Source organism: Actinophytocola sp. (assembly GCF_045807065.1).
In the GTDB taxonomy this organism is placed as follows: domain Bacteria; phylum Actinomycetota; class Actinomycetes; order Mycobacteriales; family Pseudonocardiaceae; genus Actinophytocola.
In genome coordinates, this window is the sequence record NZ_JBJMIE010000019.1 from 14,052 (window position 1) to 30,890 (window position 16,839).

Annotated in this window: 16 protein-coding genes; 5 read left to right on the plus strand and 11 right to left on the minus strand. The window is 64.1% G+C overall.

The window, feature by feature from the left end:
* Window positions 1-20: 20 nt before the first annotated feature.
* The 6 genes from ACJ73U_RS01170 to ACJ73U_RS01195 all read right to left on the minus strand — a co-directional run bounded on the left by ACJ73U_RS01170 (window position 21) and on the right by ACJ73U_RS01195 (window position 3,747).
* Window positions 21-1,622 (minus strand): FtsK/SpoIIIE domain-containing protein, encoded by a 1,602-nt coding sequence (locus tag ACJ73U_RS01170; RefSeq protein WP_407775589.1) that lies wholly within the window; start codon window positions 1,620-1,622, stop codon window positions 21-23.
* Window positions 1,623-1,953: 331 nt separating this feature from the next.
* On the minus strand, window positions 1,954-2,496 hold the full coding sequence (locus ACJ73U_RS01175) for a helix-turn-helix domain-containing protein (RefSeq protein WP_407775590.1): 543 nt from the start codon (window positions 2,494-2,496) through the stop codon (window positions 1,954-1,956).
* Window positions 2,493-2,744 (minus strand): AMED_5909 family protein, encoded by a 252-nt coding sequence (locus tag ACJ73U_RS01180; RefSeq protein WP_407775591.1) that lies wholly within the window; start codon window positions 2,742-2,744, stop codon window positions 2,493-2,495. The genes ACJ73U_RS01175 and ACJ73U_RS01180 overlap by 4 nt, the downstream gene beginning before the upstream one ends.
* A complete protein-coding gene (locus ACJ73U_RS01185) occupies window positions 2,744-3,037 on the minus strand; it encodes a hypothetical protein (protein ID WP_407775592.1) in 294 nt (97 codons plus the stop codon). The genes ACJ73U_RS01180 and ACJ73U_RS01185 overlap by 1 nt, the downstream gene beginning before the upstream one ends.
* A gap of 3 nt (window positions 3,038-3,040) precedes the next feature.
* Window positions 3,041-3,322, minus strand: a complete 282-nt coding sequence (locus ACJ73U_RS01190; RefSeq protein WP_407775604.1) for a hypothetical protein — start codon at window positions 3,320-3,322, stop codon at window positions 3,041-3,043.
* Between the two features lie 5 nt (window positions 3,323-3,327).
* On the minus strand, window positions 3,328-3,747 hold the full coding sequence (locus tag ACJ73U_RS01195) for a plasmid replication, integration and excision activator (protein WP_407775593.1): 420 nt from the start codon (window positions 3,745-3,747) through the stop codon (window positions 3,328-3,330).
* Between the two features lie 221 nt (window positions 3,748-3,968).
* On the opposite strand from ACJ73U_RS01195, the gene ACJ73U_RS01200 reads away from it, so the two are divergent.
* The 3 genes from ACJ73U_RS01200 to ACJ73U_RS01210 are packed head-to-tail and all read left to right on the plus strand — an operon-like array spanning window position 3,969 to window position 7,692.
* Entirely contained in the window at window positions 3,969-4,811 is an 843-nt protein-coding gene (locus ACJ73U_RS01200; protein WP_407775594.1) for a GntR family transcriptional regulator, read from the plus strand.
* Entirely contained in the window at window positions 4,808-5,527 is a 720-nt protein-coding gene (locus tag ACJ73U_RS01205; protein WP_407775595.1) for an HAD family hydrolase, read from the plus strand. The genes ACJ73U_RS01200 and ACJ73U_RS01205 overlap by 4 nt, the downstream gene beginning before the upstream one ends.
* An 11-nt stretch (window positions 5,528-5,538) precedes the next feature.
* Window positions 5,539-7,692, plus strand: a complete 2,154-nt coding sequence (locus ACJ73U_RS01210) for a P-loop NTPase fold protein (RefSeq protein WP_407775596.1) — start codon at window positions 5,539-5,541, stop codon at window positions 7,690-7,692.
* A 724-nt stretch (window positions 7,693-8,416) separates the two neighbouring features.
* Here ACJ73U_RS01210 and ACJ73U_RS01215 read toward each other — a convergent pair.
* Entirely contained in the window at window positions 8,417-9,184 is a 768-nt protein-coding gene (locus ACJ73U_RS01215; RefSeq protein WP_407775597.1) for a hypothetical protein, read from the minus strand.
* 348 nt (window positions 9,185-9,532) lie between these two features.
* On the opposite strand from ACJ73U_RS01215, the gene ACJ73U_RS01220 reads away from it, so the two are divergent.
* Entirely contained in the window at window positions 9,533-10,915 is a 1,383-nt protein-coding gene (locus tag ACJ73U_RS01220; RefSeq protein ID WP_407775605.1) for an NF041680 family putative transposase, read from the plus strand.
* Between the two features lie 563 nt (window positions 10,916-11,478).
* On the opposite strand, the gene ACJ73U_RS01225 is transcribed toward ACJ73U_RS01220, so the two are convergent.
* The 4 genes from ACJ73U_RS01225 to ACJ73U_RS01240 all read right to left on the minus strand — a co-directional run bounded on the left by ACJ73U_RS01225 (window position 11,479) and on the right by ACJ73U_RS01240 (window position 15,681).
* Complete coding sequence (locus ACJ73U_RS01225) at window positions 11,479-12,081, minus strand: hypothetical protein (RefSeq protein ID WP_407775598.1); 603 nt, start codon at window positions 12,079-12,081, stop codon at window positions 11,479-11,481.
* The gene (locus ACJ73U_RS01230; RefSeq protein ID WP_407775599.1) at window positions 12,078-12,764 is read right to left on the minus strand and encodes a TIGR03089 family protein; all 687 of its coding nucleotides are present in this window, start codon (window positions 12,762-12,764) and stop codon (window positions 12,078-12,080) included. The genes ACJ73U_RS01225 and ACJ73U_RS01230 overlap by 4 nt, the downstream gene beginning before the upstream one ends.
* A gap of 11 nt (window positions 12,765-12,775) precedes the next feature.
* Window positions 12,776-14,008, minus strand: a complete 1,233-nt coding sequence (locus ACJ73U_RS01235; protein WP_407775600.1) for an LCP family protein — start codon at window positions 14,006-14,008, stop codon at window positions 12,776-12,778.
* A 98-nt stretch (window positions 14,009-14,106) separates the two neighbouring features.
* Complete coding sequence (locus ACJ73U_RS01240; protein ID WP_407775601.1) at window positions 14,107-15,681, minus strand: LCP family protein; 1,575 nt, start codon at window positions 15,679-15,681, stop codon at window positions 14,107-14,109.
* A gap of 136 nt (window positions 15,682-15,817) precedes the next feature.
* On the opposite strand from ACJ73U_RS01240, the gene rfbB reads away from it, so the two are divergent.
* Window positions 15,818-16,774, plus strand: a complete 957-nt coding sequence (gene rfbB / locus ACJ73U_RS01245; protein WP_407775602.1) for a dTDP-glucose 4,6-dehydratase — start codon at window positions 15,818-15,820, stop codon at window positions 16,772-16,774.
* Window positions 16,775-16,839 lie beyond the last annotated feature (65 nt).

Consider the following 16,839-nt stretch of genomic DNA (forward strand, 5'->3'; position numbering starts at 1 on the left):
CCTTTCAAGACAGTGAGGGGTTAGGCAGCGCCACCGGGCACGTTGTTGCGCCGGTCGTTGTGGTGGCGGGGGAAGGGGTGGACCGTGCCGGGCTGACTCGGCGGAGTCGTGCCGGTGACGAACGCTTCGAGATCCTTGATGGTTTCGTCGGGTACCCAGCCGCCGCGTACGCGCAGGGGTTCGCGGATGCCTTCACCGAACAGGTAACCGACACCGGGTTCGCCCTCGCCGATCCGGTTGGCCCACGCGCCGCGTTCGTACGCCTGGTCACCGAGGACCATGCCGACGTGGGATTTGGTGGCCACGCGGAGGCTGATGCGGCGGGGGAACAGCTCCCGGACCGGGACGGTGTCCTTGGTGGGTTCCTGGACGTAGCCGCGCACGGTGCAGCCCAGCGCCCGCCCCTGGGTGGTCAGCAGCGCCACCCGCTCCGTGATGGCCTCCCGCAGCTTGCGGTCCCCGATGTAGCGGATCAACGCGCCGATCTCGTCGAACTCCACGATCTCCAGCGGGTGCTCCCGCGAGATCGGCACGGACCGCAGCCGCCCGGCGAACTCGGCCTTGCGCCGATCCATCACGCCGATGAGGTCATCCAGCAGCGCCAGCGCGTCTTTGCCGGTCACGGCGTAGCGGTGGAAGATCCGGCGGCCGTAGGCCAGCTCCATGCCCTTCGGGTCGATGCCGGACACCCGGACCAGGCCGTCACGGATGGCCGGAGCGATGGACACCAGCGGGCACCACATCTGCGCACCCTTGCCCGCACCAGTCACACCGGCATGCAGCGTGTGCGAGCCCTTGAGGGACTGGTGCCAGTCGACGCCGTAGTCGGTGCGCCCGCTCCACACCTTCGTAAGGTCCACGTCGGCGCCGGACACGTCGGCCAGGTCGGCGAGGTCGAGGCAGTGCACGGTGTCCGCGAGGAGGTTGCGCCGCTGGAAGTCGATCGACACGACGTTCGGCGACAGCTCCCGCACCTGGCACCGCGTGACCCCGCGAGCCACCGCGAGCGCGCGAGCGGCGTCGTCGAAGTCTTCGGGTTTCTGGCCGGGCACGAGCCGCACCCGAACCTCATCCCACGACGCTCCCGACCGCACCCGCAGCACCTTCGGCACCTGGTCCGCGCGCTGCTTGGGCTGGCGCCGGACCTTGTTGCGGCCCAACGGGTCCGCGGTGACCACGATCGGCCGGTCCGCATCCAGCACGGTCAGCCTACAGGCACGCAACCAGCCAGGCAGCCTCCGCGCGTACACGGCCCAGCGCTGCCACCACGACCGCAACCGCCGACCCGCCCAGGTCTCGAACGAGAGCCGGTGACGCCACCGCCACACCAGCAGTCCCAGGACGATGGCCGCGAGGAGGCCGGTGACGGGCAGCCAGCCCCACCACCACAGCCACGCGCCGAGGACGGTGCCGCCGAGGGTGGTGCGCCAGTGGGTCACTGCGGCTTTGCCTACGAGGTACACGGTCTTGACCAGCAGCCATACAGCCACGAGCACCATTGCGACCGTCGCCAGAGCTTCCAGAACCGCTGTCAGCGCCCGGCCGATCTTGTTCAACAGCCACACGACGACAGCGATCGCGCCACCGGTGAGCAGGAGCGTCCCGAGGGCTTGCGCGTTCATCGGTGCTCACCCCGCTTCTTCGGGGCGAACTCCAGGGCGAGCATGCCAGCGCACCGCGCACAGCGGGTCTCGCCGGGCAGCAGCCGAGCGAAACGACGACACCGAGCGCACCGCGTTCGGGTGACCCCCTCTGGCGCAGGCACACGGCATGGTTCTAACCTGTTCACTGTCTACCTCCGGGTGGACAGCGCAGGAGCGGAAAAGGTTGGCAGACCGAGAGATTCCGCTTCTGCGCCTACGGGATCAGCGACCCGCACCAAGACGTGCGCCATCGCCACACGACCCCGCGTGCGTTGTGTCTACTCAGGAATTAACTGTTGAACGTCTGCGTCTACTGTGGCCGCTCGTCCGGGTTCTCCTCGTCCTCGATGTCACCGGGCGACGGGGTGAACTGGGCCAGGTACTCGGCCAGCTCGTCATGCGGGCAGCCCGCGAACAACGCGAGGTTGCGCACAACCTTGGCGTCGATTTCGGCTATGCCGCGCGGGCTTTCGTTGAGGGCGTTGCGTGCCCACTGGATCATCGGGCGGAACTTGCCCCGACCCGCGCCGTCGTGGTCGAGCAGCGCCCGCAGGTCGATGTGCAACGTCAGACGGTCCAAGTGCAGACGTGCTCGCTGCAGCCCGCGCGCTACGACCGTGGCCGGATCGACCTCCAGGCCCACAGTCAGCTCCGTCAACCGGCACAGGGTGAGCTGACGCAGGCCGTGCTCGTAGGCCAAAAGGGTCCGGTCACCGATCTTCGACGGCAACCGCTTCACGAACTGTGCCCGTGACCAGCCCCGAGCCTCACGCACGCGCCGCAGCTCTTCACCCACCGCGCGGGTGATCGCGGTTTCCAGTGACTCGGCCTCTACTTCCGTCAGGGCAGTCACTCGTCATCACCGTCCGGGCCGAGCCGGTGCTCGATCTCCCGGGCCCGCCTGATCGCGAACGCCGCGTACTGCGACGCCTCCTGCCGGTTCGGCACGTCGACCTTCGCCGCCGCCGCGTAGACCTCCGCACTGTGCCGATGGAACGCCGCCCATTCCTCAGGGGCAGCGTCATGTGCTGGCCTGCGTCGCCACAACGCTTCGTGCGCCTCGAACACCGACGACGGCACCACGAGCTGACACCGACCCATCAGTACCCACCACCCGAGTCACCGTCATCTCCAGTCACTAGCAGATGCCTGGGCCCACGTTCCGGCGGCGCCGGTTCGCCGTCCGGGTCGATCTCGGCGGCCAGCTTCGCGGCCTCCCGCGCGAGCTCCCGGCAGAACTTCGCCAACACGAGCGTCCCGCCGGGGAACGACGGCAACTGGATCGCGAGGTTCACCGGATCCAGATAGATGACCAGCGCCGGTAGCTCCGGCGTGACCCGCATGAACGCGGCCGCCGCGTCATTGCCGGGCGAACACGACACGTTGAACGCCACTTCTCACAACTCCTTGCTTGGTGGTGGACCGATCCGGGCGGCCTCGACGACCGCGCGCCGGTCGAACTCCTCAGCGGCAACCGCAGCCGCGTGACGTGCCCAGAGCGGGATGGCCAGCTCTCCGGCCAGACCGCGCCATGCTTCGGCCACGTCGTGATAGGCCCGAGCAAGACGGCGGATCGCTGCCACGTCTCTTGGCTTGGCGCGTTGAGCCGCGAACAGCGCCGCCGTCTGCTCGGCATAGGCGGTGTTCCAGCGGGCGACCGCTTCCCGAGGCGCCCGCATGGTGATCACGCCGCCTTCGGCTCACGGGCCGGAGCCGCCTTGCGGGTCGCGCCGCCGGGCGCCTGCATGCCCTTGGCCCGGAAGCTGTGCGCGATCCGGCCCTTGTTGTTGGCGTAGGGCGTGATGGTCATCCCGGCGAACTCGACCGGCGGGAACGGGAACCCCGGCAGCTTCTCCGGCGGAACCGACTGGTGGTCAGCCGAGATCTTGACCTTGAACTCGGCACCGAACCGGGCCGCGTCCTCGTTGGCGTCCAGCGCGCGGACGATCCACACGAGCTGACCCGTCTCCTTGTCCCGTTCCTGCTGCTTGGGTGCGTTGGCGTCCGCGGAGAAGGCCATGGACGGCTCCACACCCAGCACAAACGCACCGAACGGGAACACCTCCCCGAACTCCACCGCGAACCGCGTGGGAACAACTGGCATCTGCATTACTCCAATGTCTGGGCTAGCCGAGCTAGCCAACCTGTACAAATCCGAGAGTAAGCCAGGCTGGCTAGACAAGTTAAGTAGAAGCCTGACGTGCCTAGCTCACTAGGTGGCCTAGACATCTCCCGGTAGCATGCATGCCTGCAAGTGGAGTGCATGCATGCCACAGCCGTGCGACTCATGAGGCGCATCGGAACCGTGAGCTACCGGAGGATGCGATGGCCCTGGACCCGGACGACCCGCGTCCGCCGTATGTGCAGGTTGCGAACGCTTTGCGTGCCGCAATCCTGACGAAGAAGTTCGCCGCTGGGGACAAGCTGCCGTCCCGTCAGGAACTGGCGAAGACGTACAACGTCGCGCCCATGACCATCCAGAACGCCCTACGCGAACTGCGCGAAGAAGGGCTGATCGTCTCGCGGCAGGGGAGCGGCGTGTTCGTGCGAGAGCGCACCGAACGCCCGGTCGGCCTCCGTCCGCACATCGAGCGGGCGTTCGAGGCCGAGGAAGTCACGATCGACTTCGCCGGGTTCTCCGGCGAGACCCTGCATGGAGCCATGCAGGAACCGCTGGACAAGATCCGCGTCGGCCGACTCCGCCCGAAGTCCATCGCCGTCCGCATCCTCATCCCGGACACCACAGCGCCGCTGGCGATTCCGTGCCGCGCGGACGACCTCGGCGACAGCCCAGAGTTCCGCGCACGCGCCACTCGGATCATGCACCGCTACGTCGGCGCGATCACCGACACCGTGAACGAGTTGGGCAGCCTGGGCCTAGTCGAGGAAGCCACCGCGAAAGTTCATGTGCACCACGCCGCACCACTGTTCAAGCTCTACATCATCAACGGCGAGGAAGCCTTCTTTGGCTTCTACCCCGTCCGCGAACACATTCTCACCCTCGGCGAAGAACCCCAGACCATCTACGACCTCATGGGCAAAGACGCCGTCCTGTTCCACCACTCCGCCAACGACGACGACACCTCCACCGGCTCCCAGTACGTCGATCAGGCCCGCACCTGGTTCGACAGCATGTGGAACACCGTCTCAACGGAGTTCACCCCATGACCCCACCCGTCGACGACTCCGAGACGCTGCGGCGAATCCTCGCCAACACCGAGGCCCTGCTACTCGACTTCGACGGCCCAATCTGCTCTGTGTTCGCGGGTATCCCCGCGTCTGTCGTCGCCGATCAACTCCGCGATGTCCTAATCCACGGCGGCCACCGCATCCCGGACGACGTCCAGGCCAGTACCGACCCGTTCGACGTCCTGTTCTACGCCGCCAAACTCGGCCCCGACGAAGCCCGCCTTTTAGAAGCAACCTTTCGCGCTCACGAGGTGGAAGCGGTGCAGTCGGCGGAGCCGACGCCATGTGTCCACGACCTAATCAAAACGTGGAAGGCAACCGGTCGATTGTTGGCCATTGTGAGCAACAACAGCATTGCTGCAATCGAGAGTTATCTCAACATTCATAACATTCGACACCTCGTCGACGTTGTTTCAGCTCGCGCTGGTGCGGACATTTCGCGGCTCAAACCTGACCCATGCTTAGTGCTCGCGGCGCTTCGGGAACTCAACATTCCAAAGGGGTCATGCTCGTTTGTTGGGGACTCTTCTACTGATGTCCAAGCAGCGAAAGCGGCCATGGTGCGTGCGATTGCGTACGCCAACAAGGCGGGGAAGATCGACAAACTGCTATCCGTCAATCCAAGTGTGGTCATTACCTCAATTTCAGTACTGTTGGCCGCTATCGATGATGGCGTCTGCGCGAATAGTGAATAGGTAGAGTTGCTATGGAGTCCTACGACTATACAGATGCGCCGATCGATACGGTCGCCGACGATCTTTTTGGACGACGACACACTGCACGACTACTGGCGGACCGCGTGCATCAGTCCATGAGAAGCGGAGGCAGAACCGTTGTTGCTCTCAGTGGTCCGTGGGGATCGGGTAAAACCTCTACGTTGAATTTGACCCGGGCGATTATCTCCGGCGAAAAGTCGGAATCTAGGATACTTGAGTTCCGGCCGTGGATCTACTCTGACTATTCGACTTTGCTAGGCGGATTTTTCTCCGTGATAGAGAACACTTTGCCAAAACGGCGCAGAAGGAAGGTGCGCAAGCAGATATCGAAATACCTGCAATTTATCGCACCTTTCGGAAAAGCTGTTCCAGGATTCGACGCCTCTGGTATCATCGATAAAGCTGCCACTGCAATTGGGTTAAGTCTGGTAGACCTTGATTCCGCCCGCGGGCGAGTCGAGAAGGAGTTATCTGCCATATCGTACCCAATAGTGGTCTTCATTGATGATATTGATCGGCTTCATCCCTCTGAACTCACTCTTGTATTCAAGTTAATTCGAGAGATTGCTAAGTTTCCGAACGTCACATACCTGCTCTCATTTGACTACAGGACGGTCGTCGATCTCTTGGCGAGCAGTGAACTAGCGATTAAGGATCGTTCGCGGGCTGTCGAGTACTTGGATAAAATTATGCAAGTGCGAGTCGACGTGCCTCCACTGCATGAAGAACATTTCGAGTCGGTGTTCGAACTCGGCATGAATGCGGTCCTTGCTGAGGAGCATGGGCGTATCGCGAAGAGTGAGATCACATCGCTCTATACGTATTTCAGACGCGACATGAACTATCGTCTTTCTACGCCGAGAGCGATTAAGAAGTTCTTTGCTCAGCTTATATCTTCTTACTCGCACCTAGTTGGAGAGGTAGATTTTCACGACCTCTTCGTTCTAACGTTCGTTCAGACCTTTGAACAAGCACTTTATGTCGAGATCCCCGCTCGCAGGACACGGTTGACAGGTGCACTCGGCTGGGACTATGAGCCCCAAATTGGTCGCGCCCGAGATGAACACGTGCAGTTTGCGCAAGCATTTATCAGCAAGTTCGCTTCCGGAGAAGATAATGAGTCTGTAAAACGCTTATTGTCGAGACTGTTCTCTCAGTTTTCCTCCGGGGCGGTGTCCCCGCACAGGGATATGTTATCGCTGGCGGTTGGTAAGCGGGTGGAGTCGCCTGACTACTTTGATCGGTACTTTCACCTCAATATCCCTCCGGGAGATGTTTCCGACAGGCAGACGCTTGCGGCGCTCGAAGGCGTACTGAGCAATGTGCGTGATACCCCCGGCGTCGCATGGTACAGGGAACAGATAGACCTCTTGCCGAGGCGAATCTTCGATAAGACTCGTGTGCTTTTGGTAAATATGAAGGTATCGAGCTTTCGATACCTTGTTGAGGAGGTGGCGGCGATCTATGAAGAGCTGCCTGACGATCGACAGTTCTTGGCCGGGTCATCTAAGGACATCGCCCAGTACCTCATCATCGACTGTCTGGAGAAGAGTTCACGCGGAGAAGCGAGTGATATTGCAGTGAACTTTCTGTTGACCTCGCACTGGAGGCTATGCCTTGAGGTCGCATCGACGGAAAGTCGGCACCAAGATGATGCCGAATGGCTGGAAGACCTCAAGCCATTCCTGTTGGAGAAAGTTCGAGATGAAATGAACAGAGCGGCTTTGGCGCCTGTTCAGCAAATGAAAGACGAAGACTTTCGTGTCATTTTTCGTTGGGCAGATCTAGTTGACAAGGGCGAGATTAAGGCTTGGCTATGGCAGCAGGTCGAAAGCGGTCGATGGTCGTTAATTCATCTACTTGCCAGGTTCGTCGGGAAGAAGCATGTGTATGTCGCGGGTGGCACTATTGAACAACTCGGAGAGCTTGATCAGAATGTAGTGTCCGAATATTTTGATATTGATCTAGTTGTTCGTCGCCTGGGGAGTGTGTTGGATGGCGTTCACAGAGATCTATATCGACTTGAGAACTTGCCGCCATCAACCCAGAATCAGATCGATTACGCGCTGACATTCTTTGCTGGTCTCGCCCGTAACCAGGATCGTGACAGCGGGGAGCCCGTAGAAGAAGTCGGCGATATGTAACACGTGGCGATCGAGGTGCCACGTCCTCCGTGCAGTCCACTTCTCTGTTTGTCCTGACTGTCGAATTTGGCTCTATGGGATCAAGGCGCGCCGCCGGTGGCGGCGCGCGGTGCCTGTTCCGTTGGCGACGTGGTCCGGCATCCATCGCGGCTCGGGCGGCTGCCGCTCCGCTCACGCCGCCCGGCCTGCGTGGCGCAGCCAACGGCCACGGGTCGGCGGCGCCACCACCGGCGGCGCAATGACCCACAGGGCAGCTCCCTCGGCCTCCATCGTCGAACGCCGGGCCGACGGCATCAAGAGCGCTCCGCGTCGCTGACGCGATGGACGCAAGCGCCCACTCTTGACACCGCCGACCCGGCGCACGAGACGGCCTGTACGAGGGAGCAGGGGGAGGTCTGGGCTGACCAAGATCAGGCCGTCTCCAGGCCGTCAGAGGTCGGGCAGGGCCGAGAACCGGCGAGAACTGTTGGCAAACGTTTGGGCAGCTCAGACCGCGTTTCGCAGGTCGATCGGCAGGTCGTGATCAACCGGGCGGAAGATCACCCAGATCTACGAGGGCACCAACCAGATCCAGCGCATGGTCATGGCAAGGGCCCTGCTCAAGGGCTAGATCAACAATCTTGAGCATGTGACTTGCGGTGACCGATTCGGTATCAGCCGTCCCCAGCCGTAGGCCACATCAAGCTTCATCGAGCTGCGGCAGCATGATGATGATTACAGCTAGTCAAATTTGATCACCATATGTTATGTCGCTCGCTTCGGTCCAGTAGCGGTAAAAAGCCTCTTGGACTTTCTGGGTGGCGCGACCTTTGATGGTGAGAAATACAGCGTCTGCTTGGCTTGCTTCGTCTGAAAAATCGCGGTAGTGCGGGAAAAAGACAGCCACTGTCTCACGATCTCCATCTTCGTTGTGCTGATAATTTGGATTATATATAGTGAGGCCGAACTGTGTTATCAATCGCTCCCTGGGTGAATTTCTGAACTTGACCAAGGAACGGCTCCTCGGGATTCTGGTCATAGAGCGGCGCATGTGATTCGCCCTGTCGATTGCGAGAGGGTCATTGGGTAGAAGGTATCGGTACTTTACCCCGCGTAGAACATTTTCACGAACAACGTGCGTGAAAATGCTGTTGTCACCTTCCCATCCTAAGTCGAATGCATATATCCAGACCTCATCGGCGGCGGCTTCTATCGCACACACGGAGCCTGCAGAAAGTAATGAGGAGCTCTGGCGCTGAAAACCTTCTGACATCGCGATGGACGATACTAGATGGAATAAGTCATTGCGCTCGTTTCCGCGCGCCGCCTTGAAGGCTAGAAATTGTGTTACAAACACGCCCCCTAGAAGGATTGCGAGCAGTAATGCTGCGATTAGATAGTCTTTGACTTTGATCAGATTAAGGAGCTGAGAAATAGTTATCAACGCTATGGCCAACAAAATCGGCAGGGCATAGCTCTCCGCGTTCTTGCTCCACGCCAGCCTCCTGGGCAATGTTCCTCCAAAGTATCGCTGTCAGGTCGCGTAGGGTCGAACGCGTATCTCCACGATCGTCGTTAACGCTGGTCCTGTTACTCGTCCATCGGAAGTGAACGGATAGAGAGACGCGAGCCAGACGCGCTGCAGCGTCTCGGGTAGATCAACAAGACTTGATCTTGAACTTTAACCTCGGCCTTGGCGGCAGCGGCCCCGGTTGATCATGGGTGCAGCCCTTGGTTGATCATTCGTCTTGCGACAGTACGAAGATCGAGACCAAGGGCTGCGGTGAGTAGTGTGCATGATCCTGGGCGGGACACCGCGTTGGGGGAGCTTGTCGGGTTCCGTGCGGGGGTATACGGGTGTGTGACGGCTCGGGCTGATGCGTTGTTCGAGTTGGCGGACGCGGTGCTCTGCGCTGACGGTCCGGTTCGCTCGTTGGTGGGGTTGTCGCTGGTGCCGGAGCACCGGCGTGGGCACGGCGCGTTGTATGACGGGATCAACCACGGCCGCCTCAACATCGCCTCGTTACGGAACCTTGTTGCCGCGCAAGGGTTACCGAGAGCAGAGGACGGGCGGATCAGGCTGGCGGTGGATGTGTCGCCGTGGCTGCGACCGGATGCCGGCACCAGCTCGGAGCGGTCGTTCTGCCATACCTACGGGCGTGGCAAGGATCAGCACTTGATGGTTCCGGGTTGGCCGTACTCGGTGGTGGCGGCGTTGGAGACCGGGCGCACGTCGTGGACGGCGTTGCTGGACGCGGTCCGCCTGCTGCCGGGTGCGGATGTCGCGGCGGTGACCACCGACCAGATCCGCGGCGTGGTCGAACGGCTCATCGCTGCTGGTCAGTGGCTACACGGTGACCCGGAGATCCTCGTGGTGCTGGATGCTGGCTACGACGCCCCGCGTATCGCGCATTTGCTGGCCGACCTGCCGGTCGAGGTTCTGGGCCGGATGCGCTCGGACCGGGTCCTCGCCCGACCCGCTGCGCCACGAGCGTCGGGGACAAACGGTCGGCCACCCAAGCACGGTGGTGAGTTCATCTTCGGTGACCCCGCCACCTGGGGCCCTGAGCAGGCCAAGACCACCACCGACACCCGTCTCTACGGCACGGCGACCGCGCAAGCATGGGACCGACTACACCCCCGGCTGACCCGGCGAGCGGCCTGGACCGACCATGAAGGGCCCCTACCGGTCATCGAAGGCACCGTCATCCGGCTCCAGGTTGATCATCTGCCCAGCGGCGGCGACCCGAAACCGGTCTGGCTGTGGTGCTCCACAGTGAACATGACTGAGGCGGATGTCGACCGCTGCTGGCAGACGTTCCTGCGCCGCTTCGACATCGAACACACCTTCCGGCTGTTCAAACAAACTCTCGGCTGGACCGTCCCCAAGCTGCGGGACCCGCACGCAGCCGACCGCTGGACCTGGCTGATGATCGTCGTGCACACCCAACTCCGCCTCGCCCGACCGCTGACCACCGATCTGAGACGGCCCTGGGAAAAGCCTCTCGATCCGGAGCGACTCACCCCCGCACGCGTCCGACGCGGGTTTCGCAACATCCACGCGAAGATCGCTTCTCCAGCCAGTGCACCGAAACCCACCCACCCAGGCCCCGGAAGACCAACCGGCTCCCCCAACCAGCACCCAGCCCCACGCCACAACGTCGGACGCATCCTGGCCACCGGCCAGGCATACCAGCGCCCCACCCACCACAAGAAGGGCACCAAACCACGACGCACAGGTTAAAGATCAAGTTGATCAGATGTTGATCTAGGTGCGCCTACTGTCAAGCAGCCTTCAAGTCATAATTCGTCCCAGGGCGACCGAAAACGGTGTCAGCTTGTCGTCTACCACCGAGTCATGACTCCACAGCGATGAACGCGACGAAGACCCGAGCAAGATCCGCCGTCTCCACGCCGTCACACATGGGTAGGGGTGGGAATCCGCGAGATACGTCGAGAGCTATTTGCGCAGGTCAGAGGATAACTGAGGTGGATGACGCTGAGGAGGCCTCTGTTCAGTAGGAAGATCACCCAGATCTAAAGAGGGCACCAACCAGATCCAGCGCATGGTCATGGCAAGGCCCTGATCAAGGGCTAGATCCACGATCTTGACCACCCCATCGGCTCTGATCGGTTCCTGATCGAGCGGCCTTCGCCCCGCTCTGGTGGTTCAACGGCGCCCAGATGTGCGCATGCAAGAGATTCCCGAGTCATGATTCGGGACATTGAACACCTGCGCGCCGAAGTCACGGTCGAAGGCGGCCGCTGGTCGGCTTGAACGACGCTGGGGAGGGGCGGACGGCTTCGTCAGCTTGACGCGGTGGTGATGAACTGGGCCAGCTGTCGCAGGGTACGGGCCTGCGCGATGGCCGCTCCATTCGTACTGCGACAGCGACAGCGACGGCGTAGCTCCGCGCTCAGGTCGGCCAGTAGTTCGCGGTCGTCGGTTGTCAGGTTGCCGCCTGAGGCCAGGGTTCGGGTTACCAGGGTGTGGACGTCCGCGGCCACGTCGTCCTTGGGTGGGGGGAGTAGGCCGTGGGACTGGCGGAACGCCAGGGCGTGCAGGGCGCCGTGGCGCTCGGCGCCGTACCAGTGGGTGGGGGCGTGGCACGGGTTCGGGTCTCGTCGGCTCGGGGTGCGTTCGCCGCGTGCCTTGGCGGACTTGCGTACCTTGGCGTATTCCGTGACGGCGTGTTTCCAGCGCTCTCGGCTGTCTACCAGCATGTCCAGCGCGCGGAGTAACGCTTCCTCGTCCTGGCGGTACCGGCCGGCCAGCTGCTCCAGGAAACTCAGGGTGGCGGCGAACCCCAGCGGCTTGTACCGCTGCACGCACGAGTGGAACGCCGACAACCGTCTCAGGTGGGGTAGGTCGGGGTTGCGTACCTTCCGCGCGTCAGCGGCGAAGCTCACGTCAGCACGTCCGTTGTTCGTTCTGCCTCACGGTGTTTGTCGAGCTTCGCCGGGTCCGCGTTCGTCACCTGCACCAGGCTGGCGCCCGCCGCCAGCACGGTGATCAGGCCGTCCATCACGCCGGTGGGCCAGTCCAGTGTGGACAGTACGCGGGACTCGGGAGTCAGGCCCAGGGTCTCGGCGCGGGCGGCGGCCGCTGACAGGACCGCGTCCACCGGGGTGCCCATGAAGCATGGTGTGTCGCCGGGAACCGGTGTCAGGGCAAGGAAATCGTCGCCGAACAGGCGGGCGTCGGCCAGGTAGTCGAGGGCGCCGGCGGGCACGTTGCCGCGTAGGTCGCGGCCCATGGGGTCCAGGGAGGCGACGGCCACGACATCGGCATCGGGGGCAGTGCCGCCGGGTGGGACGAACGCCACCGGCGACGGGCCCGACGTCACGACCTCCGCGCCGCACCACCACGCGCCCAACAGGACCGCCGCCGTCTGCCAGTGCGCCGGCAGCAGCACCGCGACCCGGTCGCCCGGCGTCACGTCCAGCTCCTCCACCAACCAGTTCGCCGTCTTCGCCGCCCAGTTGCGCATCGTCGCCACCGACAGTTCCACGCGCGTGTCGGCGGCGTCGTCGTAATGGGTGATCAGTGGACGTGCCGGCGCGCCGCGCAGCAGCTTCTCCGTGAGGCTCACGACCTAGCACGCTAGTCCACGCATGGCACACCCGGTTGGGTGATAGCCGCCGGTGCCGTTCCCTCATAACCGGCGCCCATGCCGGCCGGTTGTGGCGCCAGGGGGGTGAGCAGGCCCTTCACGAACGCCTGCACCTTCCCCACGTCCACGACGATGATGCTCTGCTGCCGGTCGTTGCGGGCGCCGACCGCCTCGACGGGGATCGTCACGAACCGCACGTCGCCCGAGGCCATGGTCTGGGCCAGGTTCACCAGGTCGAGGAAGTGCAGGCCGGCGTCCATGATGACGGTCTTGGACACCGCGTCCTGCAAGGCGTTCAGCTTCGCGGTGTTCGTCAGCAGGTCGCCCGTCAGCACCTTGCGCATGGCCGAGGACAGGAACACCTGCTGCCGCACGATCCGGTCCAGGTCGCCGCGCGGCAGGTTCTTGCGCTGCCGCACGAACGCCACCGCGTCGCCGCCGCGCACGGTCTGCACGCCCCTGCGGAACCGCGCGCCCGAGTCCGGGTCGCTCGTCGAGTGGTTCAGGCACACGTCCACGCCGTCGATGGCCTGTGTCAGCAGGTAGAACCCGTACAGGCTCACCTCGACGTAGTGGTCCACCCGCGCGCCGGTCAGCCCCTGCACCGCCTGGATCAGCGACGTGCGGCCCTCGTCGTCGGACTCGCGGTTGATCTTCGCGCGGTCCTTCTCGCCGCCGGCGACCAGCCGGTCCATCGACAGCGCCTTCGTGATGCCGTAGACGCCGTTGATCTTCTCGTCGCGGTTGCGTTCGGGCACGTGCACCGACGTGTCCCGCGGGATCGACACCGCCGACGCCCGGCTGCCGTCCCGCGGGATCCGCAGCAGGATCAGCGTGTCGGTGTTGGTCGTGTCGGTCGCCTCGGTGCGCAGCTCCCGCAGCACCCTCGCGGACAGCGGTTTCCCCTGCATGTCCGTGCGGCTGTCGTTGCCGACGACGAGGATGTCGTTGGCGCCGTCGTCGTCGTTCGGGCCGGCGGCCGGCATGTTCGGGGCCGACTGCGCCTCCGCCACCGCGTTCGTCGTGTTCTTGCTGTTGTCCAGTGCGTCGATCCGCAGGTACACCAGCGACAACGCGGCCAGCACGACCGCGGACACCAGGCCGGTGAGGACCCGTCCGGTGATCAACAGTGCGCGGCCTCGGCGGCGTCGCGGGCGCGCCGGGACGGCCGAGTCCTCGGCTTTCGGTTCTTCTTCCGCTGGCGTGGCGTCATCGGCGGCCACCGGTCACCTCCCCCTGCTGGCGCCTGGCACAAGGCTAACCGGTCGGCCCGACAAAACCCGCCTGATCAGGCTGGATCAACCCGCTTGGAGGATGTCCGCTAGTTCACACAGTTCAACCCGCTGGCGTTGACCTGCGGCGTGGGCTTGGGCGAACCGGACGACGGCGGCGTGGACGGCAACGTGGACGGCGTGCTCGGCTGCTGGGCCCGCAACCCGTTCGTGGGCGCGGTCGTCTCGTAGTTCGTCCCGACCACGAGCGTCAGGTGGTCGGCCGTGAGCGACCTGTCCTCGGTCAGGGTGAACTGGCTACCCAGCTCGCCGGCCAGGTACTCCGCGATGTTCCGCTCGCCGGACGGGTACCGGATGGTCGACGCCGACTGGATCTTCGGCGCGTCGCCGACGTCGCCGCCCTGGAAACCCTTGCCCATCACCGTCTGCCGCACCACCTTGGCGAGCCCCTTGGTGGTGGAGCCGTTGAGCACGTCCACGGTGATCATGCCGAGCGTCGGCCGGCCCTCCTCGCTCGACGGCGGGCCGGCGGCCGTGGTGGTGGTCGTGGTGGCGGTCTTCGAGCCGGGGACCGGCGAGCCCGCCGACGAGGTGTCCGGCCGGCCCGACTCGTCCGACGTGAGCGACGCCACGAACGCCGCCACCGCCGCGGGGTCGACCCGCAGCACGTCCGCGCCGCCGATCTTCGCCTCGCCCAGCGTCGGGATCGTGTAGAAGTCGATACCGCTCGCGTTCAGCCCGGACATCTGCGCCGCGAACGTCGACAGCTCCCAGCCGTTGGACAGGACCACCGACCGCTGCACGGCGCCGACCAGCTCACGCACCTTCGACGGGCTGGTCAGCATGTCCGCGGACAGCACCTTGTTGGCCATTGCGCCGAGGAACACCTGCTGCCGCACGATCCGGTCGAGGTCGCCGTTGGGCAGGCCGTGGCGCTGCCGCACGAACGCGAGCGCCTGCGCCCCGGACAGCGTCTGCCGGCCGGCCGGGAAGTCCGCACCGGACAGGTCGTCGTGCGTCGGCGCGTTCAGGCACACCTCCACGCCGCCGATGGCGTTGGTGACCTCGTAGAACGAGAGCAGGTTCACCTCGGCGTAGCGGTCGATGGTGACCGAGCTGCCGATCAGGTTCTGGATGGTCTCGATCAGGTTCTTGCGCCCGATGACCTTGGCTTGCTCGTCCAGCGACTTCTCGTCCGGCGCGGTGTTCGCCAGCTCCTCGCGGGCGTTGTTGTAGGCGTAGGCGAACGCGGAGTTGAGCCGGTGCTTGCCGAAGTCGCCCGCGAGCTGCACCCACGAGTCGCGGGGGAACGAGATCGCGATCGCACGCGTGCCGTCGACCGGGATGTGCACGAGGATCATCGTGTCCGTGTTGCGCTCGCCGTCGCTCTTGCCGCCGTGCAGCATGTCGAGGACCTCGCGAGGCAGGGGGTTGCCGAAGGCGTCGGTGCGGCTGTCCATGCCGACGAGCAGCATGTCGACGGCGCCGTCGAGCGGAACGCGCTGGTCCTCGACCTCGTGGGAGATCACGTCGGTCTTCGCGGTGTCCTCGTCGGCGTTACCGAACGTCCAGTAGCCGACACCCATCGCACCCACGACCGCGACGGACAGGAGCGTGGAGAGAGACCGGCCAGTCACGACCCCGGCCTTGCGTAAGCCGCTCAAGGACGCTCCTCCCACCCCCACGCCAATCCCCTCCCAGTAGGATACCGGGGCGACCTCGGGGCCCGGGGTGTTGTTATCAGTAAGGACGCAGTAGCGGCCGTCCGGGGTTGGCCTCCGGGTGAGGAATGGGAGCTCTATGCGCGTGCTCGTCACCGGCGGTGCCGGGTTCATCGGTTCGCACTTCGTCCGCAAGGCACTCGGTGGGGCGTACGCGTCACTCGCCGAAGCCGAGATCGTCGTGCTGGACAAGCTGACCTACGCCGGCAACGAGGCCAACCTGGCACCGGTGAAGGACGACCCCCGCCTGCGCTTCGTGCGGGGGGACATCTGCGACCCGACCGCGGTCTCACAGGTCATGGCCGGGATCGACCAGGTCGTGCACTTCGCCGCCGAGTCGCACGTCGACCGCTCGATCATGGGTGCCGCGGACTTCGTGATGACGAACGTCGTCGGCACGCAGACCCTGCTGCAGGGGGCCGTGGACGCGGGCGTCTCGAAGTTCGTGCACGTGTCGACCGACGAGGTGTACGGGTCGATCGAGTCGGGCTCGTGGCCGGAGACCCACCCGCTGGAGCCGAACTCGCCGTACTCGGCGTCGAAGGCGTCGTCCGACCTGCTCGCGCGGTCGTTCTACCGCACGCACGGGCTGCCGGTGTGCATCACCCGGTGCTCGAACAACTACGGTCCGTACCAGTTCCCGGAGAAGGTCATCCCGCTGTTCGTCACGAACCTGATGGACGGCAAGAAGGTCCCGCTGTACGGCGACGGCATGAACGTGCGCGACTGGCTGCACGTGGACGACCACTGCCACGGCATCGCGCTGGTCGCGGAGTCCGGGCGGCCCGGTGAGGTCTACAACATCGGCGGCGGCACGGAGCTGACGAACCTCGAGCTGACCCAGCGGCTGCTCAGGGCCTTCGGCGTCGGCGAGGAGATGGTCGAGCGCGTCGAGGACCGCAAGGCCCACGACCGCCGCTACTCCGTCGACATCACGAAGATCACCAACGAGCTGGGCTACCGGCCGCTGGTCTCGTTCGACGAGGGCCTGGCCGGCACCATCGAGTGGTACCGGTCGAACCGGTCGTGGTGGTAGCCGCTCAGGGACCGCGCGAAGCTGCGCTGATGCTGTCACTCCTGGTACCCGGTGGGCACGGCCTG

What these genes read in the sequence shown, in the direction of transcription:
- ACJ73U_RS01190 (WP_407775604.1), bottom strand. Translation starts at nt 3,322, where the DNA reads ATGCGGGCGCCTCGGGAAGCGGTCGCCCGCTGGAACACCGCCTATGCC.
- ACJ73U_RS01205 (WP_407775595.1), top strand. Translation starts at nt 4,808, where the DNA reads ATGACCCCACCCGTCGACGACTCCGAGACGCTGCGGCGAATCCTCGCC.
- ACJ73U_RS01170 (WP_407775589.1), bottom strand. Translation starts at nt 1,622, where the DNA reads ATGAACGCGCAAGCCCTCGGGACGCTCCTGCTCACCGGTGGCGCGATC.
- rfbB (WP_407775602.1), top strand. Translation starts at nt 15,818, where the DNA reads ATGCGCGTGCTCGTCACCGGCGGTGCCGGGTTCATCGGTTCGCACTTC.
- ACJ73U_RS01210 (WP_407775596.1), top strand. Translation starts at nt 5,539, where the DNA reads ATGGAGTCCTACGACTATACAGATGCGCCGATCGATACGGTCGCCGAC.
- ACJ73U_RS01180 (WP_407775591.1), bottom strand. Translation starts at nt 2,744, where the DNA reads ATGGGTCGGTGTCAGCTCGTGGTGCCGTCGTCGGTGTTCGAGGCGCAC.
- ACJ73U_RS01195 (WP_407775593.1), bottom strand. Translation starts at nt 3,747, where the DNA reads ATGCCAGTTGTTCCCACGCGGTTCGCGGTGGAGTTCGGGGAGGTGTTC.
- ACJ73U_RS01200 (WP_407775594.1), top strand. Translation starts at nt 3,969, where the DNA reads ATGGCCCTGGACCCGGACGACCCGCGTCCGCCGTATGTGCAGGTTGCG.